Below are 19,031 nucleotides of genomic sequence, written 5' to 3' on the forward strand. Positions count from 1 at the left end.
GAAGTGACTGTCCAGATTGTCACTGATTCCTCTTGCTGTCTGCCGGAGGATGTAGCTAAAAAGGCCGGCATAACGGTCCTGGATCTTCATGTTGAGGGCGAGGGTGAAGAACAAACCACCTCGAGTCTCAGCTCCTTGGAGCTGACCGCGAGCTATGCCCGGCTTTTGGAGCGCGGCGGGGATGAAGGCGTGCTGGCGCTGCACCTTTCCAAGCAGCTTTCCGCAACCTATGCCAATGCTTGCGTTGCTGCAGGAGTGTTCGACGGTCAGGTACGGGTTCTGGATACGAAGAATATCGGCATGGTGTTGGGCTTTGCCGCTTTAAATGCCGCCGAGGCTGCGCAACAGGGGGCGGATCTGGATGCTGTGGTGGCGGTGGCCGAGGAGTCACTGCAGAATTCTTCGCTGTGGTTATACGTCCATCAATTGGACGTGCTCCGCAAGGGGGGACGACTGTCGGTGGGGCAGGCGCTCCTGACCTCTACGCTCGCGATTAAGCCGATCCTGCAGCTGGCCGAGGGAAAATTGACGCTGGCAGCTAAAACCCGCACCCAGGCCAAGGCCATGGATCGGGTGGTGAATTTCGTTCGCCGACTAGTGATAGACGAGGCAGTACAGGCCAGTGGGAACCCTCGGGCCGTTCACATCGCCGTGCACCATAGCGATGCCGAGGAGCAGGCCGTGGATCTATCGGCGCGGATCGGGGAGATGGTGGAGGATCTCAACCAGCTCAAGGCACCAACTGAGCAACCAGAGCCGCGCCCGCATGGTCTGCGCAGGCAGGTTCGCGTAGAGACCTGGAAGTCGTTACCGCAGGTAGAGGTGCGCATTGTTAACATCCCCGAAGTGCTGCAGTTGCACGTGGGGCAAGGCGCACTGGGGGTGGCGGCGACCATGCAGGGAAAGGCCGAACTAACTGAGTCTGCTGAGGCTAACGAGCCGACAGACAAGACGAACACTGACAAGAAGAGCACAGACAAGAAGAAAGCGGACTGACCCCTTAGCGAAAGCGTAGTGCGTCGGTCACTGTTTTCCACAGGCTGCACGTTTTCCACAGCCCTCTGGGCTTTTGCTGTTGGCAAGCTGTCATGCAAGGCCACGATGCCTAACTCGTATGGTGTGCTCGGCGCATGTCTACACGACGAATGCGGCAGAGTTCCGTAGAAAAAGTACGCGCACGCGCTGAAGCGTTGGCCCAGCCAATGCCTGAGCATGAACTCTCCAATGTCGATTTGGACACCCATGCAGTCATTGGCGGAAGAGCCTCCCGGGCACTGATCGGTCTCGTTGTAGTGGCGGTACTGATTTGCGTGACGCTGTTCGCCTGCCAGCGCGGGGGTGAGAATGGTGCGTCGGAAGCGAGCGGAACCGAACTTCTTGCAGGCACTAGTGGGCCGGCTGTTGGTGCTTCAGGAACCTCACCCGCCCCTGTGGTACAAGGTGTTGAACAGTCGGAACATGTCCCCGGTGGCATGGGCGATGGCCAAGGAAGCGCTGGGGGAGCTGGAGCAGATGACAAGGGCGACGAACAGGATGTTGTAGTCAGCGTGCAGGGGATGGTGCGCCGTCCTGGCCTGCTGAGGTTGAAGTCCAGTACGCGCGTAGGGGAAGCGATTGAGGCCGCCGGTGGAGGACTGCCAAAGTCGGTGGTGTTAGGCATCAACCTCGCTGAACCCGTCGGCGATGGTATGCAGATCGTGGTGGATGATCGCGGTTCGCGAGTGGTCTACGCAGGCGGAGCCGTCTCCGCACCGGGAGGCGCCGGGGCGAAGGGCGCTAGCGCCGGTAATGCGGGCACTGCTGGAAATACGGGGAACGCAGGGGGTAGAGGTGGCACAGCGGGCGCGGAGGGTGCAGAGGGCAAGGTGAACCTCAACACCGCGGATTCCACACAGCTGGAAACAATCAGCGGTATCGGCCCAGCAACAGCCGAGGCCATCATCGCCTGGCGCGATTCCAATGGCCCTTTTACCAGCGTGGAGCAGCTTTTGGAGGTCCGAGGGATCGGACCTGCGAAGTTCGAGGCAATGCGCGATGCCGTTACCCTCTAGAAAGTCGACATCCCCGGCGTTCCGTCGATCCCAGGGATCCGCAGGCGCTGAGCTGTTTCTGCCGAGGTCAGCTACTCCAGATCCTTTCACTCCAGAGCCATTCACTCCGGAGGCGGTCACCAAAGCTCGGGGTATGGATTTGCGGCTCGTGCCGGTTGCCCTTGCGTGCTGGCTGATGGCCGCCGCGATCATCCTGACCCGCAGCTCTTGGCCTCTCGCGTTTGGCAGCGTAGTCACGGTCATGAGCGTTGCAGGGTGGCTTTATCTTCGCAGGAGCTTGCGCGGGCGACCGTGGCGGATGCTCCCGCGAAGCGTTGCTGTTGTCGGTGCCACCGCCAGCACAGTCGGGCTGGGTACGTGGTTGCGGATCCTACTTATTGACGCCCAACTGCAACTGCGAAACCTCTCCTCAGGCACAGGCAGTGTGCGGGAGAGCGTGTCTGTGGCCGGATTACCGAAACAGGTGGCGGAGGGAACGGTGATGGTTCCCGTGAACGTGCATGGCCTAGGCGAGGTGCCGCTCTTCCTACGCCCGGATTTGGCTGAGGCGGGTAACGGAACACTCAGCGATTTCACTGAGCTGCAACCCGGAATGAGCTTCGACATCGCAGCCACCGCACGCCCCAGCCAAGGCGCGGAGATGCTTCCCATCACCCTCTCGGCCACGCGTGCACCGGAGAATATCACTGGTCCGGAAGGGCTGTGGCGCATCACCAGCTGGTTGCGCTCCAGCTTTCATGGATTGTGCGCTGATTTGCCGTGGGATACCGGAAAGATTCTGCCTGGCATGGTGATGGGGGATGTCAGCATGCAAGATTCCACATTGCGCAATCAATTCACCGTCACTGGGCTAAGTCACCTCAGCGCGGTTTCTGGCTCCAATGTCGCAGTGGTTACTGGCGCCGCCCTGGTTCTAGCAACGGCATGTAAAGCGGGACGGCTTACTCGGCTGGCGGGAGCTGGGGTGGCCCTGGTGGCTTTCGTGCTGCTGGTCGGGCCGGAAGCAAGTGTTCTGCGGGCGGCCATTATGGGCAGTGTTGGGCTGGTCGCCGTAGCCTCCGCCCGGTGGACGGATGTGATCGCCTCTCTCTGCGCGGCGGTGATTCTGCTGATGGTGATCTTTCCGGAGATGTCAATCAGCTATGCCTTCGTGCTGTCTGGTGCAGCGACGACGGGAATTGTTGTGGTGTTGCCATGGTGGTCAAAAGCCGTACTGGCACGTATGACACTGATTCCGTGGTTATCCATAAACGGCCATCCCACACAGTTGCAGGCAATGCTGGTGCGCATGGTGTTGGTGGCCATCGCTGCGGATCTTGTGACCATACCGATCATCATTCACATGACAGGCAAAGTTTCGCTGGTAGCCGTGGCATGCAATTTGGCGGTGACAGCGGCGGTTCCCATCATTACTGTGCTGGGTCTGGCGGCCGCGCTCGTGGCCGCGATCTACCCGCCGGTGACGGCACCGTTGGCCACGATCATCATTGCCCCAGCCGTGCCTTGTGCAGCCTGGATTCTACGGGTGGCAAGCATTGGCTCCAGTGTCCCGATGCTCGCCACCCCAGGTGGATGGACGTGGGCAGGTGTGGCTACCGGATTGCTTGCATTGCTGTTGCTCAGCGTGCGTTTCTTTCGGCACTGGCGCAGACTTCGGTGGTGCTGGGCAACGGTGCTATGGGGCCTAGTGATATTGGGGGCATGGGGACGAGGAGGCGTCCTAAAGCTAGAAAAGCCAGAAACACCCGCAGCGCTTGTAAGTGGGCCGATAGAACTTGGCGACAAAATCGTGATTCGGGTGCGCGATGATGCGCAGGCACTGCGGCAACAGCAAGAAATAGAGGTGGCAGTGGGGAGAGCCGGCGGGACAGGAAAGGTCGCGGTGATAGTAACGCAGTGTGGCAAACCCCACGACAGACCAAGTTTTATGCCCAATGGGGTACCGGTGTACTACCCATGCACAGACAACCTAGAGATCCGTTAGGGATCCATGGGCGGGGATCTGGCAAGATCGAACCTATGAATGTGCCCGCCGCTGCGCCCGCCCCTGAGCACCCCGCACCCATCAACATGATCGTCGGGGGCGACGACTTCCTCGCCGAACGGCGCAGGCAAGGCATTGTAGAACAGGCACGGGCAGCCAGCGGGGATCCGAACTTACCAGTAGAGATGCGTAAAGCCTCGGAACTCAGTGCCACTGAGCTGGCCGAACTGCTCAGCCCCAGTCTGTTCGCCGAAGACCGCATCGTGGTGGTCACCGGCGTAGAGGACACGGGTAAGGAGATCATCGGACTGCTTGAGCAGGCCATTAAAGACCCGGCAGATGGCGTGGTGTTGATCATCGTGCACACCGGCAAGGGACGCAACAAGAAACTCGTGGACAGCTGGCCGAAGCTTGGTGCCGTGGTATTCCAAGCCGGGGAGCTAAAAGGCCGCGAGCAGCTGGCATTTATCGACCAGGAATTCCGCTCTCAGGGTGCGCGCGTGACCCGCGAAACATGTGAACTTTTGCTGGACGTGGTTGGAAGTGACCTGCGGCAGTTGGCCAGCGCCATCAGTCAGCTCATCGCTGATACCGACGGGCAGGTCGATGCAACCGCAGTGAAGCGGTACTACCAAGGGAAAGCCGAGGTCAGTGGGTTTGAGGTTGCCGATTATGCCATTGCCGGAAACGTCCGAGCCGCCGTGGCTTTGGCGCGCCGGGCGCTTCAGCTGGGAGTGGCTCCGGTCCTTCTTGCGAGCGCGCTAAGCTCCAACGTGGCGGATATTGCGAAGGTAGCGGGTGTCGGAAATATTAACTCCCGCCGCGATGCGGCGAAGTTTGGCATGGCACCGTGGAAGTTGGACAAGACTATCCGCACTGCGCGGCGCTGGACCACCCCCATGATCGCCCAGGCGGTGCAAATCACAGCAAACCTGGATGCAGGTGTGAAAGGCCATAGCGCCGACCCCGACTATGCCGTGGAGGACGCCGTGCGCCAGATCGCACACATTGCAGGGCGACGTTAGCGCAGGTGTGCCTGGGGATTAGCGCAGGTTAAAGCCCTTCCACAAGCCACAGTGAACCGCGTCATCATAGCGGGTTTCAAAATGGTACTCGCGCGAACTCTCCCAGTCGTCCACTCCGCCTTCCAGGTGGGAGCCGATTAGCGCACCAGTCAGCGACGTGCGGGTATTGCGGTTTCCCGGCCAGTTAACTGCCACATGCAGGAAATCATGCGGGGCGTACTGTTCTCGGTGATCCAAGTACAACTGCGTCAGCAGCAGGGCAGAAGCCGTGCAGGAACCTGCGTCCCACCCCTGGCCGAGGATTTGCACAAACTTCCTGCGGTGCCGGTACAGCTCCTCAAAATCTCCCTGCTCCAGGAACGGATGCAGATGCTCACACACAGCATCCACGCGGGAAATCAACTCGCTTAGCGGCACATCAGGACCGGTTAGATCCGTAATAAGTGCCGTATCCAGATCCTTGAGGATGTCGGATTTTTCCTCGTTTGTCAGCAGATTGTCGTTGTCGAAGTTTTCATCACCGGCCAGACCCCCGGCCACGTCCAAGAGATTGGTGCCTTTTCGGGCAGACATCAGGCAGGCCATTACTGCACACGCAGCGCGAGCCACACCCGAATCATGGGTAATCACGCCCTGGAGCACCGACCAGCCGACGCTCTGATCCGACGGGGCTAGCAGTGCGCTTGCGGCCACACGCATCACGGCACCTGCGCCTCCGGAGTGCGAAGCCACATCGTCCCAGTGCTCGGCACCGAGTTGGCTTAGACGATCCAGCGATTCGGTCGTCGAAGCGCCGGGGGAGCGATCGTAGTCCGGGTCGGCGTGATAGTTGATGAACTGCTGACCGATGGCCTGCATGCCTTCCTCACGATCCAGGTTGTCCCGGTCGATGTCCAGCATCGCGGCGCAGAGAGCCAGCGTCATTTGCGTATCGTCGGTGATAACCAGCTGCTCCGGCAGGGGGGTGCGGTCTGGCTGCGGTGGGTTTTGGTACGGATAGCCCCATGCATCGCCCAAAGCGGTGCCGAGCAGGGCTGAGCGGAAGCGATCCTTCATCCCTTTGTCGAACTCCTTCGAAAACTAAAACTTAAGGCTCACAATCCTGGATAGCTAGATCACTAGCTTAGGGCATAGTGAAAACCCGCACCCAGGCAAGGTGGTTGCTGTTGCTGCTTTGTGACGCAACATCTCAACCCCGTGTAGAAGGTGCGGGTTATTTTTACGCAAAGAGCGGGTGGAAACCTTTGAAAAGGATCCTTAAGCCATCTTGTTGAAGCGAGCGGCCATGCCGGACTTCTTGTTAGCCGCGTTGTTGCGGTGGATGGTGCCCTTGGTGACAGCCTTGTCGTAGAAGCGGGAAGCGACGCGCAGCTGTGCCTCTGCGGCCTCCTTGTCGCCAGCCTCAACGGCGGCGTTGAACTTGCGAGTCTCGGTGCGCAGACGGGAGCGGATAGCCTGGTTGCGCTTACGAGCGATCTCGTTGGTGAGAACGCGCTTCTTCTGCTGCTTGATGTTTGCCATGGTGGCGTGCCTCTTCTTTCAAAAAGTCTTCGGTAAAAAATTTTCTGTTCATCAGGGAAACGGGCTCCCTCAACGGCCTCGCGATCTCTAACATCCCACCCAAGGTCCTGCGGGATGCGGCGTGGCCTGCAGTGCAGACGCTAGGCGCCCAGTAGCGGAGTTACTCTGGATAGCACCGTGAACTCGAAAAATGTTAGCAGTTGGTGATTGGAAAAGACAAAATCCCGCCAGTTAGCTCCAGCCATAAACTTGCCGCAGCTCATTGGCGACACGTTCAAAGCGTCGGGCAGGCAGGGGAATGCCCCGGCGTTGGATTAGTGTTTCCGGCACTTCCAGCACCTTATCCATACGAACCCAGCTATCCCTATCTGCATCCGAGCTCCACGGGCCGGTGCCTACGGGGATCCAGTTGGCTTGGTTACCGTAGTCGTCTCGGGAGGAAATCAGAAGGGTGAGTAGTCGGTGGTGGTTGCGTCCTACCACCAGCACCGCACGCAGCTCCGGGACCATGCCCTTCTTTGGTCGAATATTTGCCCAGACGACTTCGCCTGCGTCGGCCTGACCGTCCATATCCGGGACATAAGTTACTGCACGGGCAAGGTCCCGGCTGGGGGTTTTGATGGTCTCTTCGCGCGAATTCATCGCCGCCGCGAACTGTCCACCCATGCCCAGGTGGGTATGGAGCTCCCCGATGCCACGTTTCAGCGCCTTCTTGCGCGTGAAGTGGTGAATATAAAACTGTTGGAAGAATTCTGCGATGGCTCCGAAGAGGTTGTGTGATTTCCCACGTGGGGGCGTCACTTTCATATCACTTGCTTCCGAACCAGACATGGATAAAAGATTACCTGAACAAAACACTTCCAGGTAGCCAGGTGGCAGCTAAACCCCGTCTGCTACTTCTGGGTAGATACATAGTAGGGTTACGCGTAAGCGAAAGAGGAGGGCAAATGGCAGCCAAGCAGAAGAATTACGCCACACAGACGTTTACGGATCCCGAGAGGATTCGTAACTTCTGCATCATTGCCCACATTGACCATGGCAAGTCGACCCTGGCCGACCGTATCCTGCAGATGTCCGGCGTGGTCGAAGATCGCGATATGCGCGACCAGTACCTGGACAACATGGATATTGAGCGCGAGCGTGGCATCACTATCAAGGCACAGAACGTACGCCTGCCGTGGGTGCCGAAGACCGGTGCGCACGCGGGCGAAGAGCTAGTGATGCACCTGATCGATACGCCCGGCCACGTGGACTTTACCTATGAGGTCTCCCGCGCCCTCGAAGCGTGTGAGGGATGCATCCTGCTGGTCGATGCGGCCCAGGGTATCGAGGCACAGACGCTGGCGAACCTGTACCTGGCGATGGAAAACGATCTGGAAATCATTCCGGTTCTGAACAAGATTGACCTGCCAGCAGCAGATCCAGAAAAGTACTCCCTGGAACTTGCCCACATCATCGGTTGCGAGCCGGAAGAAGTGCTGCGCGTATCCGGCAAGACTGGCGAGGGCGTGCCGGAGCTCCTGGACAAGGTATGTGAGCTGGTGCCACCGCCAGTGGGTGATGCCGATGCCCCGGCCCGTGCCATGATCTTCGACAGTGTGTACGACATCTACCGCGGTGTGGTGACGTATGTACGCATGATGGACGGTCGGCTGGAATCGCGCCAGAAAATCCAGATGATGAGTACTGGCGCGACCCACGAGACGCTAGAGATCGGCGTGGTTTCCCCGGAGCCGACGAAGACCAAGGGCCTGGGCGTGGGCGAGGTCGGTTACATCATCACTGGTGTGAAGGACGTCCGTCAGTCCAAGGTCGGTGACACGATTACCTGGGCCACCAACGGTGCCGAGGTGCCGCTGAAGGGTTACCAGGAGCCAACCCCGATGGTGTACTCCGGTCTGTTCCCGATCAGCGCCGATCAGTACCCGGATCTGCGCGAAGCCATCGAAAAACTGCAGCTCAACGATGCATCCCTAACCTTTGAGCCAGAGACGTCGGTAGCCCTGGGATTTGGTTTCCGCTGTGGCTTCCTCGGGCTGCTGCACATGGAAATCACCCGCACACGCCTGGAACGCGAGTTCGGCCTGGATCTGATCTCCACTGCGCCGTCAGTGGTCTACCGCGTGGTGAAGGAAGACGGCAAGGAAGTGTACGTTCGCAACCCCTCGGATTGGCCGGGTGGCAAGATGCGCGAGGTATATGAGCCGATCGTGAAGATGACCGTGATCGTGCCCTCGGAGTTCTTGGGCTCCACCATGGAACTGTGTCAGTCGAAGCGCGGCCAAATGGGCGGCATGGACTACCTGTCCGAGGACCGCGTGGAGCTGCGTTACACCATGCCGCTGGGCGAGATTATCTTTGATTTCTTTGACCAGCTGAAGTCCCGCACGAAGGGCTATGCCTCGCTGAACTATGAAGAAGCCGGCGAGCAGCTGGCCGACCTGGTGAAGGTGGACATCCTGCTGCAAGGCGACCCCGTGGATGCGTTCAGCGCAATCGTGCACCGCGACAACGCGCACTGGTACGGCAACAAGATGACGGTGAAGCTGAAGGAACTGATCCCGCGCCAGCAGTTTGAAGTGCCGGTGCAGGCCGCCATCGGTTCCAAGATTATCGCCCGCGAGAACATCCGTGCCCTGCGCAAGGACGTGCTGTCCAAGTGCTATGGCGGCGATGTGTCGCGTAAGCGCAAGCTGCTGGAAAAGCAAAAGGAAGGCAAGAAGCGCATGAAGGCCATCGGTTCGGTCTCTGTGCCGCAGGAGGCCTTCGTTGCTGCGCTGTCTACCGACGCCGACTAGGCTCAGTCCAGCTGCCGTACCGCCGCGGCCAGGCGGTTCAGCTCGTTGAGGGAGAGATCTTCGTCCCCATGCGCATTGCAATAATCCAACAGGGTGTACCCGGTGAGCTGTAGCTGGTTGTGCTTAGCCCACAATTGCCGCGCATAGGTGGAGTTGTTGTTAATCATCTTCATCATGTGCTTGCGTTCGCTGAGCAGCTCGAATTGCAGATCACGGCGTGCGTAGAGCGCGCGATCTGGCGGGGTGATCAGCAACGCGCCCAGCAGTGCACCCATTGCCGCTTCGCAATGGCCTACCAGGCGGCGGTGATAGTGGGCGTCAGATGTAGTGCGCCAGAGCCACAGGAAGATAAACGAGCAGATAACCGCAACGCACACTTCGGCGAGGCGATCGACGACCACGTCGCCGAGCGGGCGTTCCATTGAGTTGCCCATCATCAGTGCCATGGGGGTGGTGAAGATGACGGTGAAGGCATAGTTCTTGGCAATGAAGAACTCGGCGGCGAATTGGCAGATGGCCAGCAGGAAGAGCAGCAATAGGCCGTCGATGTGGAAGGCGTGGGCGATGGAGAACAGCCCAATGCCCAGCACGGAGCCGAGCAGGCGATGCAGTCCGCGGATGGTGCCGGGGACCTTCTCGGGTCCCCATTGCAGGATCAATAGGGCAGTGATTACACCCCAGTCAGGGCGGTCTAGCCCCAGCCAGATTGTGGCGGCGCAGGAGGTGAGGCTGGCGAGCACAACCTTTTCCATGCTGAGCTCTGCCTGGCTATGGATGTTTAGCGACCGGCCGAAGCGGTATTTCACAGATGGCTGGTGGTGTGGGATGGCAATGCGGGTGGGGTCGACCATGCCGTTGGTATCGGAGAAGTCTTCGTCCGTATCTACGTAGCCGGTCCGGGCGCTGATGGCCATGAGCTGTTGACGGGCACGTTGGACTTGTACCACCAGGTCACGTTGTGATTCCCGGATCACCTTGCCCGCGGAGACAATGCCTGCGCCCATCAGTGCCGACCAGGCCTCGGAAAGGGAAGTGCGGGCAAGGTAGTAGTTGCCAGGGGTCGGGTCTTGGTCGAAATCCGCCACCGCGCTGTTGAGCGTACGGATGGCCTGCTGCTCTGGGCCGTGAGGATTGAATAGGGCAGGGAACATGCCCACGATCACGGCGACGAACGCACCAAACAAACTCCAGCCGCCAATGGCCAGGGGGTTTAGGTCGCTGCGGGCAATCATCGTCGCGCCGCCGGAGACCATGACAATGAAGAATCCGCCCGGTGGTGGCAGGCGCAGTGCGTTCTGAGTGTAGGTGAACACGCCCGAAAGGAAGGTGCAGTACAGGCCCGCGATCATCAGCCACCAGTGTGAGCCACCGGAATCCAGGTGCTCCCACATCATCTTGCCCAGCCAAGCAGCGATGGTGGGGCAGGCAGCTAGCAGCGTGGCGGAGAAAAGCATCACCTTTAGGCGTGTGCGATAGGGCAGATTACCGCCGTAGATCACGGTAAATGCACCGCCAGCGACCAGCAGCATTGCATCGCTTAACCCTAGTGACCAGGCGATCGTGCCGGGAATCAGCAGTGACAGTGCCGCTCGCAGTCCACCAGCCCAGCCCGCCGCCTTCGAGTTGAAGGTGGTAAACAGCTCCCACGCACTTGGGCGATGGGGGATGGGGAATTCCGCGGGGTTCTGTGGGGGCTTTGGGTTGAGCGGGGTGGGTTGCTTGTGGGGGCTGGTTTGATTCACTGCGGTGGTGGTTTTCCTTGTCTGAGGCTGCGAATAAAGACATTCACAGTGTAAACCCCGTAATCGAACGATGAGCTGTGGGATGTCCAGAGCGGTGTTTACACTTAATTGCATGAGCTACAAAGAGCCGCAACGCTATGGCGAGTGGGATAGCCGGGGTAGCCGGGAGAACAAGGATTACCTCGCTGGCTGGATGCCGGATGCTGATCCACACGATGGGCAGGTTGCGCGTACTTCTGATGAGCAGGACCTGGAAGCTCGTCGTATTCGGTTGTCAAGGTACCGTCCGAACGCTGCAAAGAAGATTGCGGCGTGGCTGGCTTTGATCCTGGGAGTGATGATGCTCTTCGGGATCCTCTTCGGCTCCTTGGAGGAAGCCAGTGGGGGTCTAAGAGTAATCTTCGCCGTGTTGTACTTCCTCATATTCGCTGGCCCGGCGCTGTACTGGATGTATGCGAACAAACGCGATACGGAGGCGGTGCGGGAATGGGCCGCTACGGAAGGGAACTACCGAGAGGTGTGGGAATCCTTCGACCCTGCAACAAAGTCCGCTTTCGCCCGGCCGGCTCAGGCCGAAGAGTTGCCTCTGTTGCCGAAACGTCCTTGGCTGTGGATTTGGATTGCGGAGTTCGTACTTATCACCGCCGTGGGCACACTGACCCCCGCTTAGCTGTCGCCAGAATTGTTGGGTGGTGGGGGGGATTTCTTGGAAGCCTAGCGCTTCCGCTAGTCGTCCACCGTCAGTACGACCTTTCCTAGTGCGTGGCCTGACTCGACCTCCTCGTAGGCTTCGGCTGCGGCACTGAAAGGTAGCTCTTTGCCGATCACGGGACGCATCGCGCCTTCGGCTACCAGGCGAGCGAGTTCCGCGAAGCGTTCCTCGGTACGAATCCGAGTGATGCCGCTTCCGCCTAGACGGGCAGCAAGCTGCTTGTCCGCGGCGCTGCGGATTGCGCCCTCCGGCGCAAGATGCACCAGCCCTTCCAGGACATCGCCACCGACCAGGTCCAGAATGCCGTCCACTGGCGGGACGGTGACGTGGGAACCGGTCTTGCCCAGCTCTGCGGTATCCATAAAACGCGCGCCCAGACGCTCTACCAACATCTTCTTGCGGGCGCTGGCGATGCCGATGACCTCGATGTCGAAATGTTGCGCCAGTTGAAGGGCGTGCGTGCCCACGCCACCGCCTGCGCCAATTACCAGAAGGCGAGCTCCCTCGTCCGGCCAGGTACCCAATTCGTGAAGCTCGGCCAGGGCATCGTAGGCGGTTCCAGCAGCCGCGGGCAGGCAGGCCGCGTCGGCGGACTCTACACCGCTGGGGATAGCTGCGGTCGAGGTGGCGTCCAAAAGAACAAGAGAATCACTGGCAGTGCCAGTGCCGGAGAAAGCAGACCCAAAGACGCGATCGCCCGGCGAAAAATCGGTGGAGGGGTCGGCTTCTACGACTGTGCCCGCGGCCTCACGGCCCATGGCCATGGGGAAGGTGACGGGGAAGAAGCCCTGGCGTTGGCCATTACGCACTTTAATATCGCCGGGATTGAGGCTGATTGCGGTGGGGCGGATCAAAACGCTGCCGGGCTGCCAGGTGTAGTCGGCGACATCGAGGAAACGAGTGACCTCGGGGCCGCCAAAGGAATCGAAGCCGAAAATACGCATGAGCCCCATCGTAGGGGCTCAGGGGAGAGTGAGGGGCCTAGTTTTTGGCCAAGCGGCGCATGAGGAAAGCAAATAGTGCGCCGGAAATGTTGTGCCACACGGCGGCGACAGCGCCGGGGATGGCGGCTTCCGGGCTCCAATACTTCCCCGACATTCCGGAGGCCAGGCCTGCGGACTGTGTGGCGACCTCGATGGCGGTGGTGCGGCAGACAGTGGGGGATTCGCCGGTGGCGCGGGCAGCGAAGTAGCCCAGGACATAGCCGATGAGGTTGTGGATGATGACGGCGACAAGCACGGTGACGCCGATGTTCATCAGGGTGTCCGAAGACTTAGCGACGGCAGGGAAGACGACTCCGCCGATAGCGACAATGGACAACCACGGCAGAACCGGCAGCAGAAACGTGACGATGCGATCGAAAATCACACGGATGACCAGGCCGCCGATGACGGGCAGCAGCACGGTCTGAACCAGACTCCACGCCATGGACTTACCATCCACCGGAGTTTCCTCACCCGCGAGTAGCAGCATGATAACCGGGGTGACCAGCGGGGACAGGATAGTGGAGACGGAGGTCATGGTCACGGACAGTGCAACGTCGCCCTTAGCCAAATAGGCGACCACGTTGGAGGTGGTGCCGCCGGGTACGGATCCCAGCATCAGCAGGCCAATCGCCAGCATTGGGTTCAGCCCCAGCAGCTTGGCTACGGCCACAGCACCCAGCGGCATGATGACGAACTGGGCGATCACACCGATGACGATTGGCATGGGACGTTTCGCAACCAGCGCGAAGTCAGGCAGCCTCAGGGTCAGTCCCATGCACAGCATGATGATGGCGATCATCGTGGAGATGTGCGCTGCCAGGGGAGTGAAGGTGCCCGGGCTGGCCAGTGCTAGGCCTGCGCCGATCAAGATAAACGCGGGGAAAGCCCATACGGCAATGGTTGCGGAGCGTTCCTCGGATGAGTTGGTTGTGTTGCTTCTCTGCTTCTCTTTGACCGTCATACATCCACTATATGGGATAGAAGTCTCAAAATATGAAATTTGCTGGTATTGGTGGCTATAAGAGGCAAGCAAGCGGACGGGTTACAGTGGTTATACACAGATACCGAGACCTTGCATCGCCCCGAAGGAGTGACCATGAGCCAACCCCGCACTTGGTTTACCAGCGACCTACACCTTGGCCATCCGTTCGTCGCTGGGCTGCGTGGCTTCGGCGAGAAAGAGGAAGAAGTCGCCCGGCATGACGACACGATCCTCGCCAATCTCACAGCCGCACTGCGCTCTGGCGATACGCTCTGGGTACTCGGAGATATTTCCTCCGGGTGGGGTCCACAGGAGGAAAGGGCGCTAGACCTGCTACGGGACGCTTTTTCTGACCTGGACATAACTGCTCACCTCATCGCGGGCAATCACGACACATGCCATCCGCTGCATGCCAACAGTGCCCGACGTCAGCGGAGGTTCCTTGAGGTGTTCGATTCCGTTCAGCCCTATCAGTGTGTGGTGCCATGGGACCCGGACGGCGACGGAGTGGCGGACAACGAGGACCTTGCCAAGAAGGCAGACACCGAGGTTGCCTGGTTGTGCCATTTCCCGCGCCCCGGCCAGGATCACGAGGGGATGGAATCCCGCTACGACTATCTACGACTCGATGTGCCATATGTAATTCACGGGCATCTGCATTCCGCTACTCCAATTACTGGCCCTGGGCAGGTTGACGTTGGCGTCGATGCATGGAATCTGCAGCCCGCCCCCTACGAGGAGGTAATGGAGCTGCTTTACCGCGACGCATAGCCTTTAACCCGTGCATAAGTCGTCGCTTATGTATATTCATATTGTGTTTTCTCGCCTAGGCGTCCTAGGTGGATTTTTATGACGCCCACTCGTCAGCGCACGACGAAATGAACAATCGGGACTAGAGGTTATGACATTCAACTTTTCCCAGTACACCTATCGGCCACGGCATGCGGCCAAGGATTCTCGCTCTCACCTAACTAAAGGGGTTGCTACCGCCGCCCTCACGGCAACCGTGAGCATGGCAGGAATCGCCGCTCCAGCTAACGCTGCCCCCGCTGGCCCGCCCGCGGGTTCTCAGATGCCGGCTCTGCCGCCGCTTCCACCGGCGCCAAAGCTGCCGCCGGTTCCGCAGGCTGTGGAAGATGCCCTGAACAAGCTGGGCATGTCGGCCAATCAGATCCCAGGTTCCTCGGCTCCGCACCGCCCGGCACCAGCTCCGCACCGCCCCGCGCCAGGCCCGAACCGCGGTTACCAGGTGCGCACGATCCACAACGTTCCAGCTCGCACCTCATTGGCTGTTGTCACTAACAACGGCATCGCAAAGACTCCGAACGCAGACCAGGCACGACCGGGCCTATCTATTGTGAAGCTGTATATGGCTGACTACGTACTGCGCTACGGCGATCACAGCAACTCGGATCGCTACCTGGCTGAGCGTATGATCCGCTTCTCTGACGATGGAGCTGCTTCCAAGATCAACCGGAAGTACCCCCGAGCCATTAGCACTATCGCCCGTGAATACGGCCTACGTAATACCCGAGCGGCCGCACACTGGGGTAATTCCTACACGTCTGCTACTGATACCGCGAACTTCCTCCACAAGCTTCGCATCCGCCACCCGCGATCTTTGGTACTGCACTGGATGCGCACCGCCAGCCCGGTAGCAGCAGATGGCACTCGCCAAGACTGGGGCACGGTGCACCTGCCGGGCGTCAATGGCACAAAATGGGGATGGTCCGATTACGGTCCGCAGACCCGGGCCTCAGCATCGTTCGGTAATGGCTATACCGTCGCTTCTTTCTCCTGGGGCGACCGTGCAGTACAGAACGCAGATACTCGCGCAGCGGCGCGTTACCTACGCTAGTCTTAAGGCTCGAAGCCTAGAGGCCGTATAGATCGGCCTGAGAGAGCTCTTGTCTCGGGCTGATCGCAAACGGTTGACGAAAGGTTTTTAAGAAGAATGGCACCACAGGACAACAATCCTTTTAATAGTGGCGGTGGCGGAACGAACGGGAACAACCCGAATGACCGTACCGAATACATGGGCGCAGCAAACGCATCTCCGTACTCTGCGCCCAACGGTGGCAGTACCGCAGATAGCAACGGGGCAAATGCGCCTGAGCCGCCGCAGTATCGGCGCCAGGATGACCAGAGCACTCAGGTGTTTGGATCCTCTGGAACCAACAATGGGCAGGGTGGCCAGTACGCAGGTTCGTTCGGCACGCAGAATGGCGCTGGGGCACAGGGGAGTGCCCAGGCAGGCGCGCCGGGCAATACATTTGGAAATGATCCTTACGGTAACCAGGGATATAACCCCCAGGTCGGCAGTGGCCAGCAGAGTTACGGCCAGCAAGGGTATGGCCAGCAAGGCTATGTCCAGCAGGGTTATGGTCAGCAAGGTTACGGACAGAGTGCCTACGGGCAGCCAGGCCAGCAGGGATTTGGCCCGGCTGCGCAGCCATTTGGCCAGCCTTATGGACAGGGCAACCCCAACCCACAGGGCGGCAACGGTGGCGTAGCCAAAATCGTGATCGGCCTCTTAGTCCTCATAGCTCTCGTGGTTGGCGGTGTGCTGATTTATAACGCAGTCTCCGGCGACGATGAAGGGGGAGAGAAAAAGCCAAGCACATCGGAGTCCCAGCCCACGAACACGACAGGGGAGGGCGACAACGGTGACTCCGATTCGCCAGAGCAGAAGACATCAGCGCCTAACCTTCCGTTGCCGACCGAATACAGTCCGACGTACGGCACTGATCTTTCGGAATTTGAGGACATGCTGGACGACAACTTAAGTGACCTCGAGGATCTGATGAGCAGCCTCAGCGAGAATCCCATCGAGCCTTCGGGAATCCCGAGCTAGCTCCAGCCCGTCTAGTAACTGGCAAACGATCGGCAAAAACGAACACAAGAAACCCCCAGGCGAACTTACAACCTGGGGGTTTCTTGCTGACGTTTCAAGAGGAGAATGACCGTTCGTATTTGGATCCTTTCTGTCGACCACTGACAACTAATCTAAACAGCCTTCCTGGAAACTACCTGTGTGTGATCTGCAAGCTCTCTACGCATTGTTTATTGTTTCGCCGACAGGCTCGAGAGCATAAAAACGCTCTTTGAAGGCCTCTCTTTTCGGCTAAAGGTACGTTGCGAGCAAATGAGTCTGGTCAAGACGCTAGGGTTGAGGCTCGAGCTTCCTCTACATACGACAGAAAAGAAAATGGGGTGTGATCCCGCAATGGAAGGCGCAAAGTCTACTTCTACGGCTGCAGGTTCGGCAGGCAGCACAAGCAAGGATTCCGACGCAGCCAAAGTGGCGAATGCAGAAAAGGTCAAAGTTGATCCACTGATCTTCTGGGTCGCCTGTGGCTTCATCGTGGGCTTCGTGGCCTACGCCATCATCTTCAAGGACAAGGCTGCTGCGAGCCTGTCGACGGGGTCGAACTGGTTGTTGGAAAACTTCAACTGGCTCTACATCGGCAGCATCTCGCTGGCTTTCCTCTTCCTCATGGTGCTGTTCGTTTCGCGCTTCGGTCGCATGAGACTTGGCGTTGAGGGAGAAGAACCAGCCTTCCGAACCCTCTCGTGGTTCGCCATGCTCTTCGCCGGTGGCCTCGGTGCTGTGCTGATGTTCTACGGTGTGGCTGAACCCATGAACCACGTTGTCAACGTGCCCATGCAGGATGCTGAACCGATGAGCTCCGAAGCTATCGGTGAGGCGATGGGCTTCACTCTGTATCACTTTGGCCTGCACATGTGGGTTATCTTCGCCCTGCCCGGCCTTGCCCTGGGGTATTTCATCTACAAGCGTCACCTACCGCCGCGTGTATCCAGTATCTTCGCACCGATCCTCGGCGCCCGTATCTACTCTTGGCCCGGAAAGCTAATCGACGCCCTGTCTATCATCGGTACCGTTTTCGGCATCGCGGTGTCGGTCGGCCTCGGTACGTTGCAGATTAACTCTGGTCTGTCCAAGGTTTTCGGCGCACAGACTGTCGCATGGGTACAGATTCTTATTCTGGTGGTCATTGTTGTGGCGTCGTCAATCTCAGTATCCACCGGTCTGTCTAAGGGCATTAAGTGGCTGTCGAATATCAATATTCTCGCTGCGACTCTGCTGATGGTTTTTGTGCTTTTGACCGGCCCGACGCTGCTGCTTTTGCGCGGCACGATGGATGCCACCAGCCTGTATGCGGAATATCTGCCGAAGATCATGTTCTGGTCCGATTCTCAGCAGGTGAATCCTGGCTGGCAGGGTAAGTGGACGGTCTTCTACTGGGCATGGACGATTTGCTGGTCCCCGTTCGTGGGCATGTTCGTTGCCCGCATCTCCCGTGGTCGCACTGTCCGCGAGTTCATCGGTGGCGTTTTGCTGCTTCCGACGGCCTTCACGATTCTTTGGTTCGCTGTCTTCGGTTACTCGGGTCTGGATATTGAAAAGAAGGAGCCGGGCGTACTGACCAACCCCATTGTGGAACAGGGTGACCCAGCTACGGCATTGTTTGTCTTCTTGGAACACTTCCCGTGGACGCTGGCCACCAGCATCCTGGCGCTCTTCGTGATCACCATCTTCTTCGTCACTTCCATCGACTCTGCAGCACTGATCAACGACATGTTCGCTGCCGGTGAAGAGGGCAAGACTCCGCTGATCTACCGACTGCTGTGGTGCATCATGATCGGTGCAGTCGCAGGCTCCATCCTGATCATGGCGCCCGATGCGGGAATCGATGCGCTCCAGCAGACCGTTATCATCATTGGCTTCCCATTCGTACTCTTTAACTTCGTCATGATGTACTCGCTCGTTAAAGGCATGAATGACGATGCCGCGGCACGCCCCGAACCGCCGTCACGCCAGTGGGGTAAGACTGACTCGGCGGAGAAGCTGGCCGAGCACGAGTCGCGTCCTGCCCCTGGTTACGACAACGAGGGTAAGGAGCATGCACGCTTCGAATATGATGCGGAAGGAAACCTCATTATCCCTGGCAATGTGCGTATCGAAGGTGACCTGGGAGTTGTGGGCGATGTGGATCACGATGCGGAAAGCTCTCCCGCCCGCCCGATGTACGACCAGGAAGGCGAGTTGATTACGGAAGAGCCAGTTGCTGACGATGACGCAGCGGAGGATAAGGGCGTCAATAGGCAGTAGGCAATAAGAACAGAGCCGAGGAATGGCATTGGGCACATCCGTACGAGCAACATCGGTAGGCTGGATCAAGTACGAATAAACCTATAAAAAAGGAGT

Annotated in this window: 16 protein-coding genes; 10 read left to right on the forward strand and 6 right to left on the reverse strand. The window is 58.9% G+C overall.

Annotated features, from left to right (window positions below; genetic code table 11):
• Positions 1-3 precede the first annotated feature (3 nt).
• The 4 genes from AC05K6_RS08960 to holA all read left to right on the forward strand — a co-directional run bounded on the left by AC05K6_RS08960 (position 4) and on the right by holA (position 5,060).
• Positions 4-996 (forward strand): DegV family protein, encoded by a 993-nt coding sequence (locus AC05K6_RS08960; protein WP_476728360.1) that lies wholly within the window; start codon positions 4-6, stop codon positions 994-996.
• 134 nt (positions 997-1,130) lie between these two features.
• The gene (locus tag AC05K6_RS08965; RefSeq protein ID WP_293791412.1) at positions 1,131-2,051 is read left to right on the forward strand and encodes a ComEA family DNA-binding protein; all 921 of its coding nucleotides are present in this window, start codon (positions 1,131-1,133) and stop codon (positions 2,049-2,051) included.
• A 133-nt stretch (positions 2,052-2,184) separates the two neighbouring features.
• Positions 2,185-4,035 (forward strand): ComEC/Rec2 family competence protein, encoded by a 1,851-nt coding sequence (locus tag AC05K6_RS08970; protein WP_476728361.1) that lies wholly within the window; start codon positions 2,185-2,187, stop codon positions 4,033-4,035.
• Between the two features lie 35 nt (positions 4,036-4,070).
• Entirely contained in the window at positions 4,071-5,060 is a 990-nt protein-coding gene (holA, locus tag AC05K6_RS08975) for a DNA polymerase III subunit delta (RefSeq protein ID WP_476728362.1), read from the forward strand.
• A gap of 18 nt (positions 5,061-5,078) precedes the next feature.
• On the opposite strand, the gene AC05K6_RS08980 is transcribed toward holA, so the two are convergent.
• From AC05K6_RS08980 to AC05K6_RS08990, 3 genes are all read right to left on the reverse strand, one after another.
• Positions 5,079-6,116 carry an ADP-ribosylglycohydrolase family protein gene (locus tag AC05K6_RS08980; RefSeq protein ID WP_476728363.1) on the reverse strand — a complete coding sequence of 346 codons (1,038 nt, stop codon included), beginning with the start codon at positions 6,114-6,116 and terminating at the stop codon, positions 5,079-5,081.
• A 201-nt stretch (positions 6,117-6,317) separates the two neighbouring features.
• Positions 6,318-6,581 (reverse strand): 30S ribosomal protein S20, encoded by a 264-nt coding sequence (gene rpsT, locus AC05K6_RS08985; protein ID WP_005296442.1) that lies wholly within the window; start codon positions 6,579-6,581, stop codon positions 6,318-6,320.
• Positions 6,582-6,812: 231 nt separating this feature from the next.
• On the reverse strand, positions 6,813-7,388 hold the full coding sequence (locus tag AC05K6_RS08990; protein WP_476728376.1) for a type II toxin-antitoxin system PemK/MazF family toxin: 576 nt from the start codon (positions 7,386-7,388) through the stop codon (positions 6,813-6,815).
• 140 nt (positions 7,389-7,528) lie between these two features.
• Between AC05K6_RS08990 and lepA the strand changes: the two genes are divergently transcribed.
• The gene (lepA, locus tag AC05K6_RS08995; RefSeq protein WP_293791407.1) at positions 7,529-9,379 is read left to right on the forward strand and encodes a translation elongation factor 4; all 1,851 of its coding nucleotides are present in this window, start codon (positions 7,529-7,531) and stop codon (positions 9,377-9,379) included.
• Positions 9,380-9,381: 2 nt separating this feature from the next.
• On the opposite strand, the gene AC05K6_RS09000 is transcribed toward lepA, so the two are convergent.
• Positions 9,382-11,121: an FUSC family protein gene (locus AC05K6_RS09000; RefSeq protein ID WP_473964046.1), complete on the reverse strand. Its 1,740-nt coding sequence runs from the start codon at positions 11,119-11,121 to the stop codon at positions 9,382-9,384.
• A 112-nt stretch (positions 11,122-11,233) separates the two neighbouring features.
• On the opposite strand from AC05K6_RS09000, the gene AC05K6_RS09005 reads away from it, so the two are divergent.
• A complete protein-coding gene (locus AC05K6_RS09005) occupies positions 11,234-11,791 on the forward strand; it encodes a hypothetical protein (RefSeq protein WP_473964047.1) in 558 nt (185 codons plus the stop codon).
• Positions 11,792-11,847: 56 nt separating this feature from the next.
• Here the strand turns inward: AC05K6_RS09005 and AC05K6_RS09010 are convergent, their stop codons facing one another.
• Together AC05K6_RS09010 and AC05K6_RS09015 are read right to left on the reverse strand one after the other, a co-directional pair.
• On the reverse strand, positions 11,848-12,777 hold the full coding sequence (locus tag AC05K6_RS09010; protein WP_473964048.1) for an NADP-dependent oxidoreductase: 930 nt from the start codon (positions 12,775-12,777) through the stop codon (positions 11,848-11,850).
• Positions 12,778-12,814: 37 nt separating this feature from the next.
• Positions 12,815-13,780, reverse strand: a complete 966-nt coding sequence (locus AC05K6_RS09015) for a bile acid:sodium symporter family protein (RefSeq protein WP_473964049.1) — start codon at positions 13,778-13,780, stop codon at positions 12,815-12,817.
• A gap of 135 nt (positions 13,781-13,915) precedes the next feature.
• Between AC05K6_RS09015 and AC05K6_RS09020 the strand changes: the two genes are divergently transcribed.
• The 4 genes from AC05K6_RS09020 to AC05K6_RS09035 all read left to right on the forward strand — a co-directional run bounded on the left by AC05K6_RS09020 (position 13,916) and on the right by AC05K6_RS09035 (position 18,935).
• Positions 13,916-14,572, forward strand: coding sequence for a metallophosphoesterase (locus AC05K6_RS09020; RefSeq protein ID WP_293791402.1), 657 nt, complete (start codon positions 13,916-13,918; stop codon positions 14,570-14,572).
• 130 nt (positions 14,573-14,702) lie between these two features.
• Positions 14,703-15,659, forward strand: coding sequence for a hypothetical protein (locus tag AC05K6_RS09025; protein WP_293791401.1), 957 nt, complete (start codon positions 14,703-14,705; stop codon positions 15,657-15,659).
• Between the two features lie 96 nt (positions 15,660-15,755).
• Positions 15,756-16,655, forward strand: a complete 900-nt coding sequence (locus AC05K6_RS09030; RefSeq protein ID WP_293791400.1) for a hypothetical protein — start codon at positions 15,756-15,758, stop codon at positions 16,653-16,655.
• Positions 16,656-17,027: 372 nt separating this feature from the next.
• On the forward strand, positions 17,028-18,935 hold the full coding sequence (locus AC05K6_RS09035; RefSeq protein WP_473964050.1) for a BCCT family transporter: 1,908 nt from the start codon (positions 17,028-17,030) through the stop codon (positions 18,933-18,935).
• The last annotated feature ends 96 nt before the right edge of the window (positions 18,936-19,031 follow it).

This window comes from Corynebacterium sp. TUM25020, assembly GCF_056388495.1.